Origin of the sequence: Pseudomonas morbosilactucae, from assembly GCF_023241665.1 — a bacterium.
Classification (GTDB): domain Bacteria; phylum Pseudomonadota; class Gammaproteobacteria; order Pseudomonadales; family Pseudomonadaceae; genus Aquipseudomonas; species Aquipseudomonas morbosilactucae.
In genome coordinates, this window is sequence record NZ_JALQCX010000003.1 from 28,714 (window position 1) to 52,715 (window position 24,002).

At 65.5% G+C, this 24,002-nt stretch carries 16 protein-coding genes and 3 pseudogenes; 6 read left to right on the forward strand and 13 right to left on the reverse strand.

The genetic code is table 11. The features are described from left to right. The first annotated feature begins 70 nt into the window (after window positions 1–70). A pseudogene (locus M1B35_RS00600) lies at window positions 71–657 on the forward strand (biliverdin-producing heme oxygenase). A gap of 6 nt (window positions 658–663) precedes the next feature. Here the strand turns inward: M1B35_RS00600 and M1B35_RS00605 are convergent. From M1B35_RS00605 to M1B35_RS00625, 5 genes are all read right to left on the reverse strand, one after another. Continuing rightward, entirely contained in the window at window positions 664–2,421 is a 1,758-nt protein-coding gene (locus tag M1B35_RS00605) for an acyl-CoA dehydrogenase (RefSeq protein WP_268260915.1), read from the reverse strand. 72 nt (window positions 2,422–2,493) lie between these two features. Further along, the gene (locus tag M1B35_RS00610) at window positions 2,494–3,735 is read right to left on the reverse strand and encodes a thiolase family protein (RefSeq protein ID WP_268260916.1); all 1,242 of its coding nucleotides are present in this window, start codon (window positions 3,733–3,735) and stop codon (window positions 2,494–2,496) included. After that, window positions 3,732–5,615 carry a feruloyl-CoA synthase gene (locus tag M1B35_RS00615; protein WP_268260917.1) on the reverse strand — a complete coding sequence of 628 codons (1,884 nt, stop codon included), beginning with the start codon at window positions 5,613–5,615 and terminating at the stop codon, window positions 3,732–3,734. The genes M1B35_RS00610 and M1B35_RS00615 overlap by 4 nt, the downstream gene beginning before the upstream one ends. Before the next feature lie 160 nt (window positions 5,616–5,775). Next, entirely contained in the window at window positions 5,776–7,224 is a 1,449-nt protein-coding gene (locus M1B35_RS00620) for an aldehyde dehydrogenase (protein ID WP_268260918.1), read from the reverse strand. A gap of 117 nt (window positions 7,225–7,341) precedes the next feature. After that, on the reverse strand, window positions 7,342–8,172 hold the full coding sequence (locus M1B35_RS00625) for a p-hydroxycinnamoyl CoA hydratase/lyase (protein ID WP_268260919.1): 831 nt from the start codon (window positions 8,170–8,172) through the stop codon (window positions 7,342–7,344). A 272-nt stretch (window positions 8,173–8,444) separates the two neighbouring features. Here M1B35_RS00625 and M1B35_RS00630 point away from each other — a divergent pair. Then, window positions 8,445–8,879, forward strand: a pseudogene (locus M1B35_RS00630) (MarR family winged helix-turn-helix transcriptional regulator); the annotation flags it as partial. Between the two features lie 45 nt (window positions 8,880–8,924). Here M1B35_RS00630 and M1B35_RS00635 read toward each other — a convergent pair. Then, complete coding sequence (locus M1B35_RS00635) at window positions 8,925–10,235, reverse strand: OprD family porin (protein ID WP_268260921.1); 1,311 nt, start codon at window positions 10,233–10,235, stop codon at window positions 8,925–8,927. A 324-nt stretch (window positions 10,236–10,559) separates the two neighbouring features. Between M1B35_RS00635 and mhpT the strand changes: the two are divergent. Continuing rightward, window positions 10,560–11,776, forward strand: a pseudogene (mhpT, locus tag M1B35_RS00640) (3-(3-hydroxy-phenyl)propionate transporter MhpT). A 3-nt stretch (window positions 11,777–11,779) separates the two neighbouring features. Here mhpT and M1B35_RS00645 read toward each other — a convergent pair. Continuing rightward, on the reverse strand, window positions 11,780–12,982 hold the full coding sequence (locus M1B35_RS00645) for an FAD-dependent monooxygenase (protein WP_268260922.1): 1,203 nt from the start codon (window positions 12,980–12,982) through the stop codon (window positions 11,780–11,782). A gap of 166 nt (window positions 12,983–13,148) precedes the next feature. Between M1B35_RS00645 and M1B35_RS00650 the strand changes: the two genes are divergently transcribed. The 3 genes from M1B35_RS00650 (at window position 13,149) to M1B35_RS00660 (ending at window position 17,401) form a co-directional block, all read left to right on the forward strand. Beyond that, window positions 13,149–14,099 carry a helix-turn-helix transcriptional regulator gene (locus tag M1B35_RS00650; protein WP_268260923.1) on the forward strand — a complete coding sequence of 317 codons (951 nt, stop codon included), beginning with the start codon at window positions 13,149–13,151 and terminating at the stop codon, window positions 14,097–14,099. 112 nt (window positions 14,100–14,211) lie between these two features. Further along, the gene (locus M1B35_RS00655; protein ID WP_268260924.1) at window positions 14,212–16,215 is read left to right on the forward strand and encodes a TonB-dependent receptor; all 2,004 of its coding nucleotides are present in this window, start codon (window positions 14,212–14,214) and stop codon (window positions 16,213–16,215) included. A gap of 1 nt (window position 16,216) precedes the next feature. Beyond that, window positions 16,217–17,401: an MFS transporter gene (locus M1B35_RS00660; RefSeq protein ID WP_268260925.1), complete on the forward strand. Its 1,185-nt coding sequence runs from the start codon at window positions 16,217–16,219 to the stop codon at window positions 17,399–17,401. Between the two features lie 64 nt (window positions 17,402–17,465). On the opposite strand, the gene M1B35_RS00665 is transcribed toward M1B35_RS00660, so the two are convergent. From M1B35_RS00665 to M1B35_RS00690, 6 genes are all read right to left on the reverse strand, one after another. Continuing rightward, window positions 17,466–18,365, reverse strand: coding sequence for a polysaccharide deacetylase family protein (locus M1B35_RS00665; RefSeq protein ID WP_268260926.1), 900 nt, complete (start codon window positions 18,363–18,365; stop codon window positions 17,466–17,468). Between the two features lie 450 nt (window positions 18,366–18,815). Beyond that, window positions 18,816–20,426: a gamma-glutamyltransferase family protein gene (locus M1B35_RS00670; protein WP_268260927.1), complete on the reverse strand. Its 1,611-nt coding sequence runs from the start codon at window positions 20,424–20,426 to the stop codon at window positions 18,816–18,818. 17 nt (window positions 20,427–20,443) lie between these two features. Beyond that, window positions 20,444–21,535, reverse strand: coding sequence for a polyamine ABC transporter substrate-binding protein (locus M1B35_RS00675; RefSeq protein ID WP_123333632.1), 1,092 nt, complete (start codon window positions 21,533–21,535; stop codon window positions 20,444–20,446). A 20-nt stretch (window positions 21,536–21,555) separates the two neighbouring features. Then, entirely contained in the window at window positions 21,556–22,335 is a 780-nt protein-coding gene (locus M1B35_RS00680; RefSeq protein ID WP_268260928.1) for an amino acid ABC transporter ATP-binding protein, read from the reverse strand. Window positions 22,336–22,337: 2 nt separating this feature from the next. After that, the gene (locus M1B35_RS00685) at window positions 22,338–23,111 is read right to left on the reverse strand and encodes an amino acid ABC transporter permease (protein ID WP_268260929.1); all 774 of its coding nucleotides are present in this window, start codon (window positions 23,109–23,111) and stop codon (window positions 22,338–22,340) included. Window positions 23,112–23,123: 12 nt separating this feature from the next. Beyond that, window positions 23,124–23,930 carry an ABC transporter substrate-binding protein gene (locus M1B35_RS00690; protein WP_268260930.1) on the reverse strand — a complete coding sequence of 269 codons (807 nt, stop codon included), beginning with the start codon at window positions 23,928–23,930 and terminating at the stop codon, window positions 23,124–23,126. Between the last annotated feature and the right edge of the window lie 72 nt (window positions 23,931–24,002).

Genomic DNA, 24,002 nt, shown 5'->3' on the forward strand with positions numbered 1-24,002 from the left:
ATTGTCCGCAAGGCGCGGCTGTCGCCATCATGAACCCCTCTTTTTGATCAGCGCTGCGGAGCCGTTTTCCATGACCACGCCCACCCTTGAGGCCCCGGAATTGTCCCGGGCCAAACGCCTGAAAGCCGCCACCCGTCGCGACCACGACAGCGTCGACAGCCTGGTGATGCAAGCCCGGCCCTTTGAAAGCCGTGAACGCTACGCCCAATTCCTGCGTTTGCAGCACGGTTTCCATGGCGCCATTGATGCCCTGTACCACGACCCCGAGCTGAACCGCCGGCTGCCCGGCCTGGCACAACTGCCGCGCTTCGAAGCGGTCAAGCGCGACCTCAGCGACCTCGGCCTCGAGGTGCCGGCCAGCCCGGCTCCGGCACCGGTCAACGGGCCCTTCGAAGCCCTTGGCTGGCTGTACTGCAGCGAAGGCTCGAACCTCGGTGCGGCCTTCCTGTTCAAGGAAACCCAGCAACTGGGCCTGGACCAGGACCAGGGCGCCAGCCACCTCGCCGCCCACCCGGACGGCGCGGCCTGCACTGGCGGCAATTCGTCGCCCTGCTCGACAGCCAGGAGCTGAACGAACAGCAGGAACGCCAGGCCATCCAGGGCGCCATCGACGCCTTCGATTTCTACCGCGACACCCTGCGTCGGATCTTCTACTGACGCCTGTCAGTCGACAAAGGCCAGGCTCGCCCGGGCTCCGCGCACGCCCTGCAAGGCCTGCCCGGCCCGGGGCAGCAGGTAGCTGAAGAAGAACCCCGCCGTTTCCCACTTCAGCGACCGTTGCGGATCATCCGCCGCCAGCGCCCCGGCCACCCGCGCACTGCGGGCCCAGGCAAAGGCCAGCAAGGCCTGGGCACACAGGCCGAGAAAGTCGCCCGCCGCCCGATAGGGGTACTCGGGGTCTTGCCGGGTGTATTCGGCGACCTCGGCGTACAGCGGCCGCAACTGCCCACAAAGCTCCGCCAACTGCCCGGCAAAGCCTGCACACTCGGGCCAGTCACTGCCCTCCACAGCTTCCTGCTCCAACACCTCCAGCAACAGCCCAAAGGCCCGGCCCTGGTCCCCCAAAACCTTGCGCAGCAGCAAGTCATTGGCCTGAATTTCGTTGCTGCCTTCGTAAATCATGGCGATGCGGCTATCACGCAAGGTCTGTTCGATGGCGAACTCGCTGACGTAGCCGTAACCACCAAAGACCTGCAAGGCCTTGCTCGCCAGGACAAAGCCCTGCTCGGTGAAAAACGCCTTGATCACCGGAGTCAGCAGTTCACTCAACTGCCCGGCACGCTCACGGGCTTGCGCCTCGGCACCGTGCTCGGCCTCATCCAGCAGGTGCGCGGCCCAATAGCCGATGGCGCGCATGCCTTCGCTGAGGGCGCGCAACTCCAGCAAGGTGCGGCGCATGGCCGGGTGAAAGTGGATCGGGTCGGCCGCCTCGGCCGCCACCCCTGAAGGACGGAGCGGCGCACGCATCTGCCGGCGCTCCCGGGCATAGCTGGCAGCGTTTTGCCAGGCCGCCTCGGCATGCCCCAGACCTTGTAGGCCGACATGCAAACGCGCCGAATTCATCATCACGAACATCGCCGCCAAACCGCGATTGACCTCGCCGATCAACCAGCCCCGGGCCCCTTCGAACACCAGGGAACAGGTGGCGCTGCCCTTGATCCCCAGCTTGTGTTCGAGGCCGTCGCAGGTCACGCCGTTGGCCTCGCCCTGCTCCCCGAGCTTGGGCACCAGGAACAGGGAAATACCCCGGCTGCCAGCAGGCGCCCCCGGCACCCGAGCCAGCACCAGATGGACAATATTCGCCGTCAGGTCGTGCTCGCCGCCGGAGATAAACAGCTTGTTGCCCGTAAGCCGATAACTGCCATCGTCCCGGGGTTCGGCACGGCAACGCAGCAGGCCGACATCACTGCCGGCCTGGGGCTCGGTCAGGCACATGGTGGGCAGGGTTTCGCCACTGACGATCCCCGGCAGATAACGCGCTTGCAGCCACGGCGCACCGTGGCTCTTGAGGCACAGGTAGGCGCCGTGGGCGATGCCGGTGTACATGGCCCAGCCGTGGTTGCTGGCGTAGAGCATTTCTTGCAGCGCCGCGTCCAGCACCTGGGGCAGGCCCTGGCCACCCAGGGCTTCGGCACAGGCCAGGGCCGGCCAGCCGCCTTCGACATAGGCCCGATAGGCCTCGGCAAAACCGTCCGGGGTGCTGACCCGGCCCTCGCTCAAACGGCAACCCTGGCGGTCGCCGCTGGCGTTCAAGGGCGCCAGCACGCCGCTGCTGAAACGCCCGGCCTCCTCCAGCACCTGCAGCGCCAGGGGCAGGTCCAGGCTGTCGAAGGCCGGGCTGCGGCCCCAGGCCTCGGGGGCCTGCAACCAGTGTTCAAGGACAAATTGCATATCGCGCAGGGGCGCCTGATAGCTCCACATGGGCAACCTCATCGACGGGTAGATAGGGAATGAAACAGCGCCGGGCCCGCCACGTGGGACGGGGCCGACCCTTCAGCCGCGCCAGGCCGGGTTCTCGATCAACAAGGCCATGCCCTGGCCGCCGCCGACACAGGCAGCGGCGATGCCGTAGCGCAGGTTGTCCTCGCGCAACTGCCGGGCCAGGGTCAGCACCAGGCGCAAGCCGCTAGCGGCCAAGGGGTGGCCGAGGGCGATGGAACCGCCACGCGGGTTAAGCCGATCGAGGTCCAATTCCAGGGCCTGGGCCACGGCCAGCACCTGAGCGGATTGCGCCTCGTTGATTTCCACCCGGCCGATATCGCCCAGGCTCAGGCCGCTGCGCTGCAACAGCAACTGGATCGCCGGGGCCGGGCCGATGCCCATGAACTCCGGTGCCACGCCCACTACTGCGCTGGCCAGCAGATGCGCCAACACCGGGCGGCGGGCTGAAGACGCGCGCCCGACCAGGGCCGCCGCCGCACCATCGACCACCGCGCAGCTGTTGCCGGCGGTCTGCACCCCGCCCTCATGCACCGCCCGCAGGCGCGCCAGGGCGGCCATGTCCGTGGGCCGGGGGTGACTGTCGACACTCACCGCGTCCACGCCCCGTGGCAGGCGGATGCCCCGCGAGGCATAGCCCGGCAACTCGAACGTCTGCGCCTTGACCGCCACCAGTTCCGGGGCGAACCAGCCGTCGGCCTGGGCCTTGAGGGCCCGCTGATGACTGTCCAGGGCGTATTGGTCCACCGCCGCGCGGCTCAGCCCATGGCGCCGCGCCAGGTTGTCGGCGGTGGTGATCATGTCCACGGCAGGCGCCGGATCGTAGAGCGCCTCCCAGAGAAAGTCCTTGAACTCCACACCCGCCCCCAGGCGAAAACCGCCGCGGTGGGTGTAGGCGGCAATCGGGTTGCGCGACATCGACTCGGCAGCCACACACAGCGCCAGTTGCACGCCGTCATCCAGTTGCCTGGCGGCCTGGCGCAGGAGTTCGAAACCGGTGGCGCAGATGCGCTGCACCCCCAATGCCGGAACCCCCTGCGCCACGCCACTGTAAAGGCCGATATGCCGCGGTAGCAGGTAAGCGTCGAAACTGGCCTGGGCCATGGAGCCGGCGAGCACGCTGTCCACGCCGGCCGGGTCCAGGGCGGCCCGGGCCAGGACCTCGCGCCCGACCTTGATCCCCAAGTCGATGGGCGACACCTGGGCCAGCGCCCCGCCCAGGTCGACCCAGGGCGTGCGCACGGCGTCCAGCAGTGCGGCATCGGCGAAGGCCGAGTACTGGCCGCCCGGGTTCATGGCCGTGGCCCGGCACGCAGGATCGACGGCTCCAGGCCGCGATACAGCGCCTCGACTTTGTCCGCGCGCCACTGCAACACCGCCCGCTGGTTGATCGATCCCTTGTCGGTGATCTCGCCACGGTCGATGGACGCCGGCTCGTCGAGCAAGGCAATCCATTCCAGGCGGCTGGCGTTGCCATTGGCATCGCGATTCAGGCGTTGCAGCCACTCGGCGAACCACTGGCGCACCGGCACGCTGGCCAGAACCTGGGCATCGCTGGCCTCGGCTCCAAGGCCCGACAGGCGTCGGCACTCGAACAGCCGTGGGAACACCAGGGCGCCCAGGCATTCACGGTCCGGCGCCGCGACCACCAGGTCCTGCACATAGGGCGAACCTTCCAGCACCGCGCGATTACGCAGCGGGCCGACACTGACAAACACCCCGGAAGACAGTTTGAAGTCCTCGGCAATGCGCCCGTCGAACATCAGGCCCAGCTGTGGGTCCCGGGGGTCGGCGAGCTTCAGGGCATCGCCGGAGCAGTAGAAACCCTGCTCGTCGAACACCTCAGCGGTCTGCTGCGGCGCACGCCAGTAGCCGGGCATGATGTGCGGCCCGCGAAAACGCCCTTCGAGCTTGCCGTCCACCGGCACCAGGCGCACTTCGCAGCCCGGCGCAGGCAGACCGATGTAACCGGCCATGGACAACGGCCCGGTGGTGAAGGTGCACGACGGCGAGGCTTCGGTCATGCCCAGCCCGGCCATCATGCGGATGCGTTCACCACAGTGCTGTTCGGCGACCCGATCGAGGCGGTCCCAGATGCTCTGGGACAGGCCGGCGGCAGCGAAGAAGAACAGGCTGATCCGGGCAAAAAAGCGCTCCCGCAGCTCGGCGTCCTGCTCCAGGGCATTGACCAACTCTTCCCAGCCTTTGGGCACGGTGAGGTACGCGGTGGGCGACACCTCCTTGAGGTTGCGCAGGGTTTCGGCGAAGCCCTGGGCCGTGGGCTTGCCGTCGTCCAGGTAAAAGGTCCCGCCGTTGTAGAGCACGATGCCGACGTTGTGGCTGCCGCCAAAGGTGTGGTTCCACGGCAGCCAGTCCACCAGCACCGGCGGTGCTTCACCGAACACCGGGAAGGTCTGCAACAGCATCTGCTGGTTGGCGCAGAGCATGCGCTGGGTGGTGACCACCGCCTTGGGCAGCTTGGTCGAGCCCGAGGTGAAGAGGAACTTGGCGATGCTGTCCGGGCCGGTGGCGGCAAAGGCCGCTTCCGCCTCGGCCGCACCGGGTTGTTCGAGCAGGCTGGCGAAACTGGCCTGGGTGCGCCCGGCGATCTGCCCGCGCAGGGTAATCAACGGCGTCTCGGCCGGCAGCACTGCGTTGATCGCACGCTCGAAGGCGGCCGCCTCGCTGACGTAGACCAGCCCCGGCTGCAACAGATCGCAGACATGGCGCAGCTTGGCGAAATCCTGGGACAGCAGCGAATAGGCCGGCGACACCGGGCAATAGGGAATCCCGGCGTACATGGCGCCCAGGGCCATCTGCAGGTGTTCGATGTCATTGCCCGAGAGCAAGGCCAGGGGCCGTTCTGCGGACAAGCCGTAACTCAACAGGCTTTGGGCAATGGCGCGGACACTGTCGAGCATCTCGGCGTAACTGACCCGGCGCCAGTCACCGTCGGCCTGGCGGGCAGCAATAAAAGTCTGTTGCGGGCGCACCTGGGCCCAATGCAGCAAGCGGTCCAGCAGGCGCTTGGGCAATTCACCCAAGGCTTCCTGGGAGCGCATGTGCAACACGCCCTGCTCTTCGGTGACCTCGACCGTCGCGCGACCGATGGACACCTGGCGATAGCGCGGGGCGCTGGCCGGGGTGTGGGATGGCGATCTGAATTCGGAACTCACGTGCTTGTCCTCCATCAAGGCACGCCGGCGCCAAGCCGCACGGGGCGACGGGCTGTCCTGGCGTGGCAGCCGGTGGCTGCAGCCTTGTTATTGTTATTTCTGCCTTGCACGGGGGCGACGGGCTATTTAGCCAGCCCGTGCCCAACGCGGCGACGCCTGCTCAGATCGGGTAATGCCGTGGGCCGTTCTGCAACGTCACCCAGCGCAACTGAGTGAAGTGCTCGATGGACGCCTTGCCGCCAAAACTGCCGTAACCACTGGACTTGACGCCGCCAAAAGGCATTTGCGCCTCGTCGTGCACGGTGGGGCCGTTGATGTGGCAGATGCCCGACTCGACCCGCTGCGCCAACGCCAGGGCCCGTCCGGTGTCACGGCTGAAGATCGCCGCCGACAGGCCGAACTCGGAATCGTTGGCCAGGCGCAGCAGCTCTTCATCACCCTCGCCACGCAGCACCACTGCCACCGGGCCGAAGGACTCTTCGCGGTACAGGCGCATCTCTGGGGTCACGCCGTCCAGCAGAGTCGCTTGCAGGATGCTGCCAGCCAACTGCCCGCCAGCCACCAGGATTGCGCCTTTGCCGACGGCATCGTCGATCAGCAACTTGATCCGCTCACCGGCGTGGCTGTCCACCAGGGAACCCAGCACCGAGCCTTCGGCGTTGGGGTTACCGGCGGGCAAGGTGGCGATTTTCGCCGCCAGCTTGGCGACAAAGGCATCGGCCACCTGGGCATCGACGATCAGGCGCTCGGTGGACATGCAAATCTGCCCCTGATTGAAGTAAGCGCCAAAAGCCGCGGCCTCCACGGCCGCGTCCAGATCGGCGTCCGCTAGCACCAGGAACGGCGCCTTGCCCCCCAGCTCCAGCAGGGCTGGTTTCAGGTGGCGGGCCGAGAGTTCACCGACAATCCGCCCGACATGGGTCGAGCCGGTGAAGTTGACCCGGCGCACTGCCGGGTTGGCGATCAGCCGCTCGACAATCGCCGGGGCGTCCTTGGGGTCGTTGCTGATGACGTTGACCACGCCGTCACCCAGGCCGGCGTCTTGCAGCACCTGGCCGATCAGGCGGTGCACCGCCGGGCTCAATTCCGACGCCTTGAGCACCACCGTATTGCCACAGGCCAGGGGCATGGCGATGGCACGGGTGGCAAGGATCACCGGGGCGTTCCACGGGGCGATACCCAGCACCACACCGCAGGGTTGGCGCAGGGCCATGGCAAAGCTGCCCGGCACATCGGAAGGAATGACTTCGCCATTGATCTGGGTGGTCATGGAGGCCGCTTCACGCAGCATGTTGGCCGCCAAATGCACGTTGAAGCCATACCAGTTGGCCATGGCGCCGGTCTCGCCGGCGGCGGCGATGAATTCGCCGCTGCGGGCCTGCAATTGTTCGGCGGCACGCAACAAACGGGTGCGCCGCTCATTGGGCGCCAAGGCGGCCCAGGCGGGGAACGCCGCTTGCGCAGCGGCCACCGCGGCATCGGCATCGTCCAGGGTGGCCGCGGCGACCCGCGACACCACTTCACCGGTCACCGGGTTACGCCGTTCAAAGGTTCGACCGTCGCGGGCGGGGCACGACTGGCCGCCGATCAACAGGGGCACGTCCAGCATGGTGATTCCTCTTTATTGTCTTTATCGGGAATTCGTTCGAGGGGCTCACAGTAGCGCCAAGGCACGGGGGCGAACAGCCGGCGCCCCTCGAGGTTCACCGGCGCGCCCCGCTCGGTCTCAGCGCTTGTAGGCCTGCAAGCCGGGCTTGATGCTCTTGTCGTCGAGGAACTGCTTCATGCCCTGTTCGCGACCGCCTTCGGTGTCCAGCAAACGCGACTGATCGAGCTTGGCGTACAGGTAGTCTTCGTTCTGCTCCCAGGTCAGCTCGCGGCAGCGCTTGAAGCCGTGCTTGGCGGCACGCAGCACCACCGGGTTTTTCTCCAGCAGGTTGCGCGCCAGGTCGATGGTCACGTCCCGCAGTTGGGCCAGAGGCACGCTCTCGTTGACCAGGCCCATCTCGGCGGCTTTCTGCCCGCCAAAGGTCTTGCCGGTCATGATGTAGTACAGCGACTGGCGGTGGCCCACGGTGTCGGCCATGGCCTTGCTCACCAGGTTGCCCGGCGGGATGCCCCAGTTGATTTCCGACAGGCCGAAAGTGGCCTCGTCGGCGCAGATCGCCAGGTCGCAAGCCACCAGCGGGCTGAAACCGCCACCGAAGCACCAGCCGTTGACCATGGCGATGGTGGGCTTGGCGTACATGCGCAGCAGTTTCCACTGCCACTGGGAGGCTTCGCGGCGGATTTTTTCCTGGAGGATTTCCGGGCCGGCGTCGACTTCACGGAAGTATTCCTTGAGGTCCATGCCCGCGGTCCAGGATTCACCGGCACCGGTCAGCACCAGCACGCCGGCGTCCGCGTCCTGCTCCAGGGTTTCCAGCACGTCGATCATTTCCCGGTTCAGGGTCGGGCTCATGGCGTTGCGTTTTTCCGGGCGATTGAGGATCACCCAGGCAATGCCTTCCTCGAGTTCGACTTTGACGGTGCTCCAGCGGCCTTCGTATTTGCTCATGGTGTGTGCTCTCTTGTTCTTGGCTTGACGATGGGTAAAAACTAAACCGGCGAATTAGTTATGTCAATTAACTATTAATCAAATTAACCAAATATTTTCAGCCACCGGATCACGTGAAGAGCAGATGGATGTGCGACAAGCCGTAGCTATCGCCGAGCAACCTCGGCAAACTAGATAGCCTTGTTAACCGCCCACCTGAGGATTACCCCCGCAATGGCCAAGTCTCCAAGCTCGTCGCCCCCACCGAAGCCCTCGCCGTCGCCGTCGCCGCCGACACCCAGGCGCCGCTGGACTCCGCGCTGGACGACCTGATCGGCTACGCCATGCGCCGGGCCCAACTGAAGCTGTTCCAGAACCTCATCAGCCGCCTGTCCGCCCACGACCTGCGCCCCGCACAGTTCTCGGCCCTGGCGATCATCGAGCAGAACCCGGGGCTGATGCAGGCGGACCTGGCCCGGGCGCTGGCCATCGAGCCGCCCCAGGTGGTGCCGCTGCTGAACAAACTGGAAGAACGGGCGCTGGCGGTCCGCGTGCGCTGCAAGCCGGACAAACGCTCCTACGGGATTTTCCTCAGCAAGACCGGCGAGACCCTGCTCAAGGAACTCAAACAGATCGCCGCCCAGAGCGACCTGGACGCCACGGCCGCCCTCGACGAGCAAGAGCGCGAGCAACTGCTGCGGCTGTTGAAGAAGGTCTATCAGGACTGAAGCGCGAGGCCGGCACGCCCCTGACGGAGCGGCCGGCCCCCTGCCTTACCAGATCGGCAGGCTGTAGGTCACCAGGAAACGGGTCTGGTTTTCATCGCGAAAGGCCGCACCGGCCGGGAAGTCATTGCGGTAGATCGACTTGCGCGCCACCAGCCCGACGTTTTTCAGCGGGCCACTCTGCACCACATACCCCAACTCCATCTGGAACTCCCGCTCCTTGCGGTCCTCGGCGTTCAACGACGCCAGCTCGATGTGATCGCCGCGCACATAGCGCAGGCGGCTCTTGAGCCCGGGCACCCCGGCGGCGGCAAAGTCGTAGTCGTAGATGGCCTGCCAGGTGCGCTCCTTGGCGTTGAGAAAGTCCGAACTCATGGTCAGTTCGCTCATGCCCATCAACTCGGTGCCGGACACATAAGGCGTGGCCGTGTCACCGCTGGCGTGCATGTAGCCCAGGCTCAGCCGGTGGCCGCCGAAGCGGTAGCCGAACAGCGCGGAGAGGTTGCGGTTGTCCACCTTGCCGGCCTTGGCGCTGCCGTCCTCGTCACTGAAAAAGCTGCGCAAGTCGGTGGTCAGCACGCCGTCGCCGAGCTTGAGGTTATGCAGCAGGGCCAGGGTGTTCTGCTGGTACAGATCCGCCACTTCAGCGTGGTAGGCGCGCAGGCTGAGGTCCGGGTTTACCTGGTAATCCCCCCCCAGGTAGGCCATGTGCGAGGTGGTCGCCGTGGCCTTGAAACGCCCGTTGGGCGAGGCAATGCTCATGGGCTGGTAGTCGGTGGAATCGCGCTTGTTGATGCGGTCGATGTAGCCGGCGTTGAGGGTCAGCCCTTCGATGTCCTTGGAACTGAGGATGGTCCCGCGAAAGGTCTGGGGCAGCAGGCGTGAGGGGCTGGCAAAGGCAAACGGCAGGAAGATCGACACGTCGCCGGTCTTTACCGTGGTCTGGGCCAGGCGCACCTTGGCGGTCAGGCCCAGGCGCGAGTATTCGTCGGCGGCGCGCTTATCGCTCTTGCCCACCGGCAGCAACTCGGTGCCGCTGCGGTCCGGCGAGGAGTCCAGCTTGAGCCCCATCAGCCCCCGGGCATCAAGACCAAACCCCAGGGTGCCCTCGGTGTAGCCCGATTCCATGTTGAAGATAAAACCCTGGGCCCATTCCCGGGCGGCGGTCTTGGCGCCATCGTCCTTGTAGTCACGGTCCAGGTAGTAATTGCGCAGCGTCAGGGTGCCGTGGCTGTCATCGATAAAGCCGGCGGCCAGCAACTGCGGGGAACACAGGCTCAAGCCGAGCAAGGCCAGGCAAGGGGCGCGTAGAGGGATGGCGAAGGGCGCCGCGAGGGCGTCCTGAGGGAGTCTTGGCATGTTCGATGTCCATTTATTGTTGTTGTTTTTCGCTCGGTCCCGGCCTGGGTCGGGCCGATCCGTGTACAGAGAATGGAAACAGCCGGGGGATGTCGTCAATCGCCAGTAGCCGATAATCGAACATTAATATTGTTATCTATTTAACAAATATATTTCATACAGATACTCAACCTACTGATTTACATGGGTTTAACACGCAATATTAGACATCAAATAGATTCTGTTCTTTTTTTAGTTATCTTTGTTAATCTTAATTTCGACCTGTCACGGCGCCCGTTCGCCCCAGGCCCAGCACCACAACAAAAACAATAACGAGGTTCCGCCATGGATCACCCATCACGTCGTACGACGCTGACTATCGCTTTGTGTTTTATCGTCGCGCTGATCGAAGGTTTTGACCTGCAAGCCGCCGGCACGGCGCCGCGGGCCTGCGCCAGACCTTTGCCCTGGACCCGAAAATGATGGGCTGGGTGTTCAGCGCCGGGATCATCGGCCTGCTCCCCGGGGCCTTCTTCGGCGGCTGGATCGCCGACCGTATCGGACGCAAGAAAATCCTCGTGGGCGCCGTGTTGCTGTTTGGCGTGTTCTCCCTATGCACCGCCTATGTCGGCAGCTACTCGGGCCTGTTGCTGGTGCGCTTCATGACCGGCCTGGGCCTGGGCGCCGCCCTGCCCAACCTGATCGCCCTGTGCGCCGAAGCGGTGGGCGAGCAACGCCGCGGCACTGCCATCAGCATCATGTACGCCGGGGTGCCCCTGGGCGGTGCCCTGGCTGCCGTGGTGGCCATGCTGTTCACCGATCATTGGCAAGCGACCTTCATCATCGGCGGCCTCGCGCCCCTGCTGGTGGCGCCGCTGATGATCCTGCTGCTGCCCGAGTCCAGCGCCTTTCGCCAGCAACAGGGCAACCCCGGCGTGGCCCGCAGTTCCACCGGCCAGGCGCTGTTCGGCGAAGGCCGGGCACGCACCACGCTGGCGTTGTGGATGAGCTACTTCTTCACCCTGACCGTGATGTACATGCTGCTCAACTGGCTGCCGTCGCTGCTGCTGGAGCAAGGCTTCAGCAAGCCCCAGGCGGGCATGGTGCAGATGTTGTTCAACATCGGCGGCACCCTGGGCTCATTGCTGGGCGGCCTGCTGCTGGACCGCTGCAACGCCATCAAGGTGGTGCTGTTCGTTTACGCCGGCCTGCTCGCCGCCCTGGCCGGGGTCGGGCTGTCGGTGGGTATTGTGCCGATGGCCAGCGCAGGCTTTGCCGCCGGCCTGTTCGTCATGGCCGCGCAACTGGTGCTGTACGCCCTGGCACCACCGTCCTACCCCACCGCTGTGCGGGCTACCGGGGTGGGCGCGGCAGTCGCCATCGGCCGCCTGGGTTCGGTGGCCGGGCCCCTGGCGGCCGGGCAAATCCTCGCGGCGGGCGCCGGCACCACCGGCGTGCTGCTGGCCACCTCCCCCGGCCTGGTCATCGCCGCCCTGGCCGTGATCACCGTGATTGCCCAGCCACAGGCCAGTCGTCCGGCCAGCGCCAACACCACCGGCTGATCCTCAGCCCCGCAGTCCCTGCCCAGGCCCGAAGGGTGCCTGGCGCACGGCCTGGGTCAACGCTCCCTGCTCCAACTGGGCAAAGGTGCGGCGCAATAGCCACCCGGCCAACCAGTCGGGCATCAGGCGCATGCTCAGGTTACGCAGGTGCCAACTGCGTCGGGTCAGCGGCACATACCAACCGGCCATGCGTGGGGCCAGGGCCTGGAGGATGTCGATGTCCGGGCGCAGGCGTGCGTCGTAACGGGCCAGGGCCGCGGGGTCGTAGCTGCGGCTCAGTTCCTCGGCCAGCAGCCAGGCGCCGGTCAAGGCCATGCTCGCACCCCGACCCGAGGCCAGGGTCAGGCAATGGGCGGCGTCCCCCAGCAATACCAGGCGCCCCTGATGCCAACGCGGCAAATGCACTTGCATCAGGTGGTCCAGGTAAAACTCCTCGGGCTGGGCGGCCAGGGCCTGCTGGATGTCCTCATGGGCATGGGCAAAGGTCTCGCGCAACCACTGCGAACGCTGCGCCCGAGGAACCCGCTGCAGCGCTTCGCTGCGCCAGACAAACAACGCCGCCAACAGGTCGCTGCGCATGCGGTACAACTCAACCGTGTAGCCGGGTTCGGAGAACGACACGTGACGCTCACCGGCGCAGGCCTGGACGCCTTGCAGGGTGAAGGCGGCCGCGCTGTAGCCCAGGGAGCGCAGGCACTGTTGGTCGCTGGCGAAGTAGCGCTGGCGCAGGCTGGAGAAACAGCCGTCTGCCGCCACCACAAAATCGAATCGCTGGCATTGCCCGTCGCTGAACTGCACCTCGACCCCGTCGTCCCGCTGTTCGAGTTGCTGCACCTGGGTGCCGAAATGAATCGGCACCTCATCCGCCAGTGCCCGATGCAGGGCCAACACCAGATCGTCCCGGCACACGGGCAGCAGGTTGGTCTGGCGCAGGTGACGACGGTGATCGATCAGCAGCACATCGCGGCCATGCCGATCACGAAACTGGGTACGTCCCAACTCCACGCCCTTGGCCGCCAGCCCCTCGACGATGCCCATGCGCTCGGCCACCTGGTAACCGCTGCCGCCCAGGCTCAAGACAAAACCGTCGCAGCGCAGGTCCTCGGCCTTTTCCACGATCATGGGCACAAAACCCCGTCGCTTGAGCCACCAGGCCGTGGCCAGGCCGGCGATGCCGGCACCCTGAACAAGGATCTTCGCTGCCACTCTCTACGCTCCCGTCGGGCCCTCGGCCCTGCTGCCTGATCAAGGGCGCCAGCCTGCAACAGCGGCGACGATGAGGCGCGCGCGATCAGGTTCGGGACGCGCGTGATCAGCGCTTTTAATGATAAGAATTATCATTTAGCATGGCGCGCAAGGAGCCCTCCCGCCCATGTCCATCAATCAGTATTTCGCCGACCACCCGCTCGCCCCCTGCTTCGCCAACCTCGCCGATGAGGAGCTGGATATACGGGTCCTGGACCTGTATCAGCCGGAGCAATGCCGGATCCAGGCCAGCAGCCAGCCCTCGCTGTCCATCAGCTATTACGCTGAAGGTGGCGGCTGGCGGCAGTTCGCCGATACCCCATTGATGCTCCTGGGCCCGGACACCTGCTGCCTCTACCACGGCACCGTAGCGGTCAGCGGCGAAGGCGTGTTGCCGGCCAACACCCGGGTGCGCGGGGTCAATATCAGTTTTGCCCCGCAAGTGCTGAGCCGTATCGGCCTGGACCAGACGTGGCTGGAACAGACCGGCCCCTGGGAACGCCAGGCCTCCAGCGATGGCCAGGCGCGCCTGGTGCAGTTTCGCGCCCCGGCGGTGCTGCGCAGGGTCGGCCTGGCGATGCTGGAATGCCCGCTGCAGGGTGTGGCCCGAGAGATCTTCCTGCGCGGCAAGGCCTTTGAAATGCTCGGCGAGATGGTCGGCTACCTGCAAAGCGACCAGAGCCAGCAGAGCCTCGGTGCCCGCGATCGGCAGCGCATCGAACAGGCCTATGCCCTGCTCAAGCAACAACCCGCCGAACCCTGGACCCTGGACGCCCTGGCCAATGCCGTGGCGCTGAACGTCGGCAAACTCAAGTCGGGGTTCCGCCAGCTGTACGGCAAAGGGGCCTATGCCCTGCTCCAGGACCTGCGCATGCAGCAGGCCGCCGAGCGCCTGCAAGCCGGTGCGCGGGTGGTGGATGCGGCCCTGGAGGTCGGCTATTCGAACCCCAGCCACTTCGCCAAGCTGTTTCGCCGTCACCACGGCATCGCTCCCAAGGATTACCGCGACAGCCTGGACCTGGGCCCCGCGCCGACGCCGCAGTCACACACCCAACACCTGAGAATCGGCCGCAACTGATAATCACTATCAACAAATCCACCGATCGCGCGCATGGGCACCCTGATCACGCGCGCAAGCACAACGCCATGTCGCGACCATCTGGCCATTCCAATTCCCTCAGGGTCATTCCATGCAACGTACTCTTCTCAGCCTGGCCGTCGTGCTCGCCTTCATCCCCGCTGCCTGGGCCGACAACGCCCTGACCCTGCCGGAGCTGCAAGTCACCGCTGGCAAGCGCCAGCAGAGCCTGGGCCAGACCGACCTGGCGCTGTCGGTGGCCAATGCCGCCGACCTGGAGCAGGCCAATGTCTACCGCAGCGACGAGCTGGAGCGGGTGTTTCCCGAGCTGCTGGTGCGTGACACCGGCGCCGACCTGTTCCCCAGCCTGAGCCTGCGCGGCATCTCGTCCTCGGACCCGTACAACGCCCCGGTGGGCATCTACGTGGATGGTGTGCCCCAGTACCTGGGCACCTTCAACCAGCAGTTGCTGGACATCCAGCACATCGAATTGCTCAAGGGCCCGCAAGGTACCCTGTACGGTCGCAACGCCCATGCCGGCGCCTTGAGCATCATCACCCGCCAGCCGGACGACACCCCCAGCGCCACCCTGCAAAGCCGCGTCAGCAACCTGCACCAGCAAGTGGCCGCCAGTGGCTCGGCGCCCCTGGTGAGCGAGCGTCTCTTTGTGCAGGGGGCGATCTACCACGACGACACCGACGGCGAACTGACCCGGAGCGAGCACCACGGTGACAGCGACAATGGCGGCGGCCGCGTGGCCCTGCTGTTTACCCCCAACGACGACCTGAGCCTGCGCCTGGCCTATGCCCGGGACCGGCTGACCGCCTACAACGAGCAGTACCTGGCCGACGCCACCTATGAACAACGCCGGGCCAGCGTGCCGCTGCAAGAGTCGGTGTATGTACGCCGGGTCGAAAGCAGCAGCGCGACCCTGGACTGGAGCCTCAACGACGCGTGGCGCCTGACCTCCATCAGCGCCCTGCAGAACTACCGGCACGAGCGACTGTTTGGCGACCTGGGCTTTCTCTGGCCGGAAACCCAGCGCACCCTGAGCCAGGAACTGCGCCTGTCGACCCAGGGCCAAGGGCGCGCCTGGGACCTGGTCAGCGGCCTCTACTGGCAGAACAGCAAAAGCCACTCGCAACGCGAACCTGACAGCAGCGCGCCGCTGTTCGGCAACTACGGCGCGGCCGACAGCCGCATCGACACCACCGAGAAGGCCGTGTTCGGCGAATTCACCTGGCACCTGGCGCCACGTTGGGACCTGACCCTGGGCGCCCGCCACAGCCAGGAGCAGGCCGAGACCCGTTACCAGCAGCAAGACGCCGCTTTCACCCCGGGCTTCAGCTTCCGTGGCCACGACACCTTCACCAGCACCACGCCGAAAATCGCCCTGGGCTTCCAGGCTACGCCGGACGCGCGCCTGTATACCTCCCTGAGCAAAGGCTTCAAGGCCGGCGGCTACAACCGCATCGGCGCGGTCACCGCAGACGCGGTGGCCTATTCCCCGGAGAAGTCGCTGAACATGGAACTGGGGGTCAAGGCCAGCCTGCTGGACAAGCGGGTGTGGCTGAACGCTGCGCTGTACCGCATCGACATCGACGATGTGCAGCAATTCATCGGCGACGCCGGCACCGGCACCCAATCCCTGAGCAACATCGGCAAGGCCCGCAGCGAAGGCGCCGAACTGTCCCTGGACTGGCAGGCCAGCGACGCGACCCGCTTGCGCCTGGCCGGCACCCTGAACCGTAACCGCCTGCTGGACTCAACGCGCCAGGGCAACCACCTGGCCTTTACCCCGCAACGCACCTTGCGGGTTTCGGCCGAGCACAGCCTGTACTTCGACACCCTGGGCGAACTGCGCCCCAGCGTCGGCCTGAGCTACACCGGCCAGCACTACTTCGACGTCGACAACCAGGTCTCGCAAGGCGGCTATAGCCTGCTGGACGCACGCCTGGCCTGGCTGCCCACGCCGGACCTGGAGCTGGCCCTGTACGGCAACAACCTGGGCAACAAGGACTACCGCACCTATGCCTATCAGTCCGCGCCCGGGGTGCAGTTCGCCCAACCGGGCAACAGCCGCGAACTGGGCCTGAGCGCCAAGGTGAGCTTCTGATATGCGCCGCTACCTGCCCTATTGGTGCTACTACCTGCACCAAGGCATGCTCACCGCCCTGATGCTCCAGGGGGTGGTGGCGTACTTCCGCCACCAGGGCCTGGACCTGGCCAGCTTGAGCCTGCTGTCGCTGTGCTTTGTGCCCTGGATCGGCAAGTTCCTCTGGGCGCCCTGGTGCGAGCGGCACTGCCTGGCCCTGCGGGGCAACCCCTACCTGGGCAGCCTGGTGCTGCTGCAACTGGGCATGGCCTTGGTGCTGCTGGTGATCAGCCGCCTGGCCCCGGAACATTCGCTGTACCCGATTCTCGCCGCCTTGATGCTGCTGGCCCTGCTGTCGGCGAGCCACGATGTGTACGCCGATGCCATCACCATCACCACCTGCGCTGCCCACGAACGCCCGCTGGCCAATGCCGCCCAAGTGGGCGGCAGCTACCTGGGGGTGCTGCTGGGTTCCTTGGCCTTTCTCTACCTGGCCCAACGCTGGGGCTGGCGCGGCGGTTTTATCGGCATGGCCTTGGTGTCGTTGCTGCTGCTCGTGCCCCTGGGCCTGCTGCCCACCAGCCGCAACCCGCGCCCGCCACTGGCGACGGCGCGCCTCGACCGCAGCAGTTTCAGCAGCCTGTGGCCGGCCCTGTGCCTGACCGCAATCTACTACCTGGCGATGCGCGGCCTGATGGCCATCCAGGCGGTGCTGCTGCTCGATCGCGGCCTGGACCTGGACAGCCTGGGGCTGGTCACTACCCTGTACAGCACCATATGCAGCGCCCTGGGCATTGCCCTGGGCAGCTGGCTTGCACGGCGCTTCAGCCCCCAGCGCAGCCTGCTGCTGCCGATGCGGGTGCACGCCATGTTGGCAGTGCTTGCCGCATTCAGCGCCAACAGCCTGCCGTTGCACCTGTGGCTGGCGCTGTTTGCCCTGGTCAACGTCGCGGCGGCCATGGGCTTCGTCACCCTCTACAACCTGCTGATGGGCCAGGTCCGGCCGCACCAACCGGCCTCGGATTACGCCCTGCTGCAATCCACCGACGCCGCCGTGGCCATGCTCGCGTCCCTGGCGGCCTTGCAGATCGCCCATCACCTCGGTTATCCGCGGCTGCTGGAACTGCTGGCCGGCATTGCCTGCCTGTGCCTGTGGCCGGCCTATCGCCTGTGCCGACGCTTGACCGCCGCCCCGTCGAGCCCGTGAATATCGGCGTCACCTGAGGCGTAAAGACGGAACGAGAAGCAGCGGTGGCGTGATGCAGGGCGGGTTACTGGGAATCACCCGCCCACAGCCAATTCCACAGCCCCGGTAGGTGCACGCTTTGCCCGCTGTTGCGCACGGTGCGGGCCATGGCGGCGCGTTGCAGTTGGGCGGTGTCGTCGTAGAAGGGTTTGGCGGCGGTGGTCACGCCGGTGGCACGGGCACTGTCCATAAGGATCTGCAAATACTCCTGCAGATGCCGGGCGGTGTAGCGGTTCAGGTCATGAAAGGTCACCACCACTGGAATCACCCCGTCCACCTCCGGCAAGGCGCCGACGGCGATCTGCTCGCGCACCTCGGACAGTTGCCGCAGCAGGTTGGCGCGGCGGCGCGGGCTGGCGGTGATGCCCCAGACCTTGCCGTCATTGGCACTCAAGTCGGTCAGCAACACGTGCAGCCCATGGCGCTGGTAGGCGGCAAAGGTGCGCTTGTCGTAATTCCAGAACGGCGGGCGCAGCAGGCTCGGCGGCGCGCCGGTGATCGCTGCAAGGTCGCCAGTGCCATCGCTCAGCGACTGTTCGAGTTGCTGCGGGTTCAAGGAGCGGTGGTTGCTGTGCCACGGGGTGGCGGTGTGGAACCCCAACAGGTGCCCGTCCGCATGTTCCCGGGCCATCAGTGCCCGCCCGATTTCGCTGCCACCGGCACGCGGGGCGCGGGTCTGGAGGAAAAACACCGCCTTGATCCCCGGCAACAAGGGGTTGTGCGCCAGGTCGTTGAGAACCGACTCGGTCGGGTTGAACAGGCTGGAGGCGCTGGGGCCATCATCGAAGGTCAGCAAAAAACGGATCGGCGGTTGCGCCTGCAAGCGTTGCTGGGTTTGCGCGGTCAACTCGATCGGCGCGCTGATGCAACCGCCCAGGCCCACGGCGATGGCCAATGCCCCTAACAGGGCGACAAGGTGTTTCATGGTGGTGGCGTCAATCCGGAGCGAGTACGACACCCGATGCAACGCCGGCGTGGCGTTGTGGCCCGGACGGGTGCCAGGTCGGCACCCTGCTCCGTCGCTCGCGACGGTCACTCAAGGTGCGGTATCACTCTCTCCTTGAGCGGGGCCAACAGTGTATGTGTGCAATGACGCTTGAGCCCCAGGGCCCAATGAGCAAGCCCTGCGCGAGCGATAGGACTGGCGCCCGGGCCCGGAGTTCAACGGGCCCGGGCACTCATTCAAACCCGGCCAGCAGGCCCGGCTGTATAAATTTCCTACAAGGCTTACAGAATCATCTGACTTGCCTCTCCAGCCCCTCAACGACATAGTCTCGCGGGCCTCAATGGCGGCTGTACGCGGGGGATCCTTGGATCTGCCCAGGTGGCTAGGCGAGGCGGTTCGCCTACCTGCGTACAGCGCCACCCTACAGCTTCACCACACCGCGATATGGGAGTCCGCCCGCGGTTCGGTGCCACCGCACAGCACGCCGCTGACCGGGTCGCGCAGGATGATCTGCCCGCGGCCGTAGTCGGTCAAGTCGCTGGCGATTTCCACGTGGTGCCCACGCCGCGCCAGGGCGTTGGCCAAGTCCCGGGAAGCCCCCTGCTCGATCCCGACTTTCATCCCCCCCAACCATTGCCAGCGTGGCGCATCCAGCGCCGCTTGCGGGTTGAGGCCGAAGTCCACCAGGTTCATCACCATCTGCACGTGGCCCTGGGGCTGCATGTAGCCGCCCATGACCCCGAACGGCCCGAGGGGCTCGCCGCCTTGGCTGAGGAAGCCGGGGATGATGGTATGGAAGGTCTTTTTCCCCGGGGCCAGGCAATTGGCGTGGGCCGGGTCGAGGCTGAATTCCTGGCCGCGGTTCTGCAAGGCGATGCCGCTGTCGGGCAGCACCACGCCGGAACCGAAACCGTGGTAGTTGCTCTGGATAAACGACACCATATTGCCCTCGGCGTCGGCGGTGGCCAGGTACACCGTGCCGCTGGCGTGGGGGTCGCCGGGTTGCGGCGCTTGCGCCTGTTCACCGATCTGCTCGCGACGCCGGGTGCTGTAGGCCTCGCTGAGCAAGTCAGCCACGGCCACCCGCATGTGCTGCGGGTCGGTGATGTGGTGCAGGCCGTCGCTGTAGGCCAGCTTCATGGCCTCCAGTTGGCGGTGCCAGGTTTGTTGGCTGTCACGGTGGTCGAAGTCGAAGCCCTGGAGAATCTGCAAGGTCATCAGCGCCACCAGCCCCTGCCCGCTCGGGGGAATTTCCCAGACGTCGTAGCCCCGGTAATTGATGCTGATGGGGTCCACCCACTGGGCGCGATAATCCTGCAAATCGCTGGCCCGCAGGTAACCGCCAGTGGCTCGGGAGTGGGCGTCCAGGCGCTGGGCCAGGGCGCCGCGATACAGGCTTTCGCAAGCGGTGGCGGCCAGTTCTTCCAGGGTCCGGGCCTGGGCCGGGTTGCGAAACAGCTCACCGGCCTTGGGCGCACGGCCGTCGATCAGGAAGGTCTCGAACCAGGCCTCCAGCACCGGATCACGGTGGGGGCTGAATTCATCCAGGGCAATCTGCCATTGATGGGCGACCACCGGCGACAGCGGAAAACCGTCCCGGGCCAGGCTGATGGCCGGTTGCAACAGGTCGGCAAACGGCAACCTGCCAAAGCGCCGGGACAACTCGGCCCAGGCCGATGGACAGCCCGGCACGGTGACCGGGGTCCAACCGTAGAGCGGCATCTGTTCATGCCCGGCAGCCTTGACCGCCTCGATGCTCAGGGCCGCCGGCGCCTGGCCATTGGCGTTCAAACCGTGCAAACGGCCTTGGCTCCAGACCAGGGCAAAGGCATCACCGCCCAGACCGCAGCCGGTGGGTTCGACCACGGTCAGGGCCGCCGCCGTGGCAATTGCCGCGTCGATGGCATTGCCGCCCTGGCGCATGATTTCAATGCCGGCCTCGGCCGCCAGTGGCTGGGACGCGGCGACCATGCCACGGCGCGCGAACACGCTCTGGCGCTGGGACGGATAGGGGTATTCGTGGGCAGAAAATTTCAACATGGCAAACACTCGTCCATTCATTGGCCAGATTTAATGCGATTCCACTCGCGGGTGATCAGGCGCTGGATGTTGTCCGGCAAATCGGCGGACACAAAGGTGTGGCTGATCACCTCGTCGCTGGGGTAGATGCCCGGGTTGCCGCTGACCTTGGGGTCCATCAGCGCGGTGGCATCCTTGTTCGGGTTGGCGTAGCCCACGTAGTCGCTGACCGGGGCAATCACCTCGGGGCGCAGCAGGTAGTCGATCAGCTTATGGGCATTGGCCGCGTTGCCGGCATCCTTGGGGATGGCCAGCATGTCGAACCACAGGTTCACCCCCTCCTTGGGAATCAGGTAGCGGATGTCGATGTTCTTTCCGGCTTCCCGCGCCCGGGTCTGGGCCTGCATCACGTCGCCGGAATAACCGATGGCCACGCAGATATCACCGTTGGCCAGGTCGGCGGTGTATTTCGACGAGTTGAAGTAAGTCACCGACGGCTTGAGCTGGGTCAGCAGCGCCGAGGCTTTTTTATAGTCCTCGGGGCGGGTGCTGTTGGGGTCCAGCCCGAGGTAGAGCAAGGCCTGGGGAATGATCTTCACCGGCGCATCGAGAAACGCCACGCCGCAGCCCTTGAGCTTGGCCAGGTTGGCCGGGTCGAAGACCATGGACCAGGAATCGAGCAGCGCATCCTTGCCCAGCACCGCGCGGACTTTGGCCTCGTTGTAGCCGATGCCCACGGTGCCCCACATGTAGGGCACGGCGTACCGATTGCCCGGGTCGGCGGCTTCCAGGCGCTGCATCAGGCGCGGGTCCAGGTGCTGCCAGTTGCCCAGCAGGTTACGCTGCAACGGTTGGTAGGCGCCGGCGCGGATCTGCTTCGACAGAAACTGGCTGGAGGGCACCACCAGGTCATACCCCGAGTGCCCGGAGAGCAGCTTGGCTTCAAGCATTTCATTGGTGTCGAAGATGTCGTACTGGACCTTGATCGCGCTGTCTTGCTCGAAGTTTTTCAAGGTATCCGGGGCGATGTAGTCGGACCAGTTGTACATTTTCACCACCGCGTCGGCGGCCTGCACCTGGGGCAACACGGCGGCCATGCACAAGGCCGCGGCAAGACTGGATACACGCATGGTCAACTCCCTGATAACGATCACAGCACACGGCTGAGAAAAGCTTGAGTACGGGGATGGCTGGGGCGGCTGAAGATTTGCTCCGGCGGCCCCTGTTCGATCAACTCGCCCTGGTCGAGCACCACCACGCGGTCCGCCACTTCCCGGGCAAAGCCCATTTCGTGGGTGACCACGACCATGGTCATGCCCTCCTCGGCCAGCTCTTTCATGACCTGCAGCACCTCGCCCACGGTTTCCGGGTCCAGGGCGCTGGTGGGTTCGTCGAACAACATGGCTTGCGGCTTCATCGCCAACGCCCGGGCAATCGCCACCCGTTGCTGCTGGCCGCCGGAAAGCATCGACGGGTAATGCCCGGCCTTGTCCGCCAGACCCACCCGCGCCAGCAAGCCACGGGCCTGTTCCAGGGCCTCGGCCCGAGGCACACCGAGCACCTGGATCGGCGCTTCGATGATGTTTTCCAGGGCGGTCATGTGGGGGAACAGGTTGAAGCGCTGGAACACCATGCCGATGTCCCGGCGCTGGCGGGCGATGTTGCGTTCCGAGTCGCGCACCAGGCGACCGTCGGCGCGCTCGCGGTAGCCCATGGCCCGGCCGTTGACGCGGATGCGCCCGCCCTGGATGTCTTCCAGCAGGTTGATGCAGCGGATAAAGGTGGTCTTGCCCGAGCCCGAGGCCCCGATCAGCACCACCACTTCACCGCGCCGCACTTGCAGGGAAATACCCTTGAGAATCTGCAGTTCGCCAAAGGACTTGTGAATGTCCTGGGCATCAATGATCAGCTCTTCACTCTTGTGCGCCATGCTTAGCGTCCCCGCAGCAGTTTCAGGGTGTGGCGGCCGAACATGCGGCTGCTGGCCAGCGGTGGCGTGGGCCGGTCCGACTGGCCGAAGCGCTGTTCCAGCCAGCGCTGGAAGAAGCCCCAGAGCGTGGTCAACAACAGAAAATAGAGCGCCACCACCAGGTACAACTCGAACACACGGAAGGTCGCCGAGGTCACCATCTGCGTGCTCAGCAGCAACTCCTGCACGCCGATCACGCTGACCAAGGTGGTGTTCTTGAGCATCACGTTGAATTCATTGCCCAGGGGCGGAACGATCACACGGAAGGCCTGGGGCAGTACGATGCGCCGCATCAGCTTGCCGAAGGTCATGCCCAGGGAACGCCCGGCCTCGTACTGGCCCTTGTCCACGGCGCCAATGCCGGCGCGGATAATCTCCGACATGTAGGCGCCTTCATTCAGGCCCAGGGCGATGATCGCCGCCTGGATATTGCCCGGCACCACCAGCCCAAACAGCTCCAGGTCTTCGAAGCGGAAAATCCCGCCGGCCGCCAGGGCGGTGTAGAGAAAGACGATCTGCACCAGCAGCGGCGTGCCGCGCATCAGCCACACATAAAAACGCACCGGCCAGTTGAGCAAAGGGTTGCGCGACAGGCGCATAAGCGCCGCCGCCAGACCCAGGGCGCAGCCCATCAACATCGCCAGCACACTGATCAGGCAAGTCAGCCAGAGCCCGGTGAGGTACACGCCGCTGGGCTGCAACAGGTACTGCCAGAACACATCCCAATTGAAGTTCATCAGGGGCCCGCCTCAGTCGAGTGTGTCGCTGGCCACGTGCCATTTGGCGAGCAACTGGGCATAGCTGCCGTCGCCGCGCATGTCGCTGACAATCTGCTGCACAGCCGCCGTTAGTTGTGGGTCGTCCTTGCGAATGCCCAGCCCGGTGAGAATCCGACTGAAGGCTGGCACCCCTTCTTCGAACAACTCGGGGGCCATGGCCGCGTAATAGCCGGCGGTTTCCACCGTGGTGCCGTAGGCGTCAACCTGGCTGATGCGCAGGGCCTGAAAGGCGTCGGTGTCGGTGTTGTAGACCACCAGCTTCATGGGCGGCTTGCCGGCTTTGGCCAGGGTTTCGTTCTGCGCATCGAGCAAGGTTTTGATGGTCGAACCGTTGAGCACCGCGACCTTGTGCCCGGAGAGGCTGTCCAGGGTCTTGATGCCTTTCGGGTTGCCCTTGGGCACCACCACCGACTGGCTGGAATACATGTAATTGACGATGTCGATCACCTCGCGGCGCTCGGGCTTGTCAAACAGTTGGTCGACGATCATGTCGCACTGCTGGGCGAGCAACGCCGGCAGCAACCCGGAGAACGGAATCACCCGCCACTGCACCTGTTTGTTGCCCAGGCGCTTGGCGATTTCCAGGCCCAGGTCGACGGTCAGGCCCTTGGGTTTCTGCGCCTCGTCAAAGGACACCAGGGGCGGTGAATCCATGCCCGAGCAATAGGTGAGCTTGTCGACCTTTTGCAGCCGCTCCGGCACCACGGGCGCGGCAAGCGCCCACTGTGCGCAAAGGCCTAGGGATAGCGCAGCCAGCAAGGCGCTTGGTTTATGCATGACCAGACACTCCAGTTCGTTGATTAACGGGGGCAGTACTCAAAGTCACAACACCGTCGGGCTCGGGCCCGC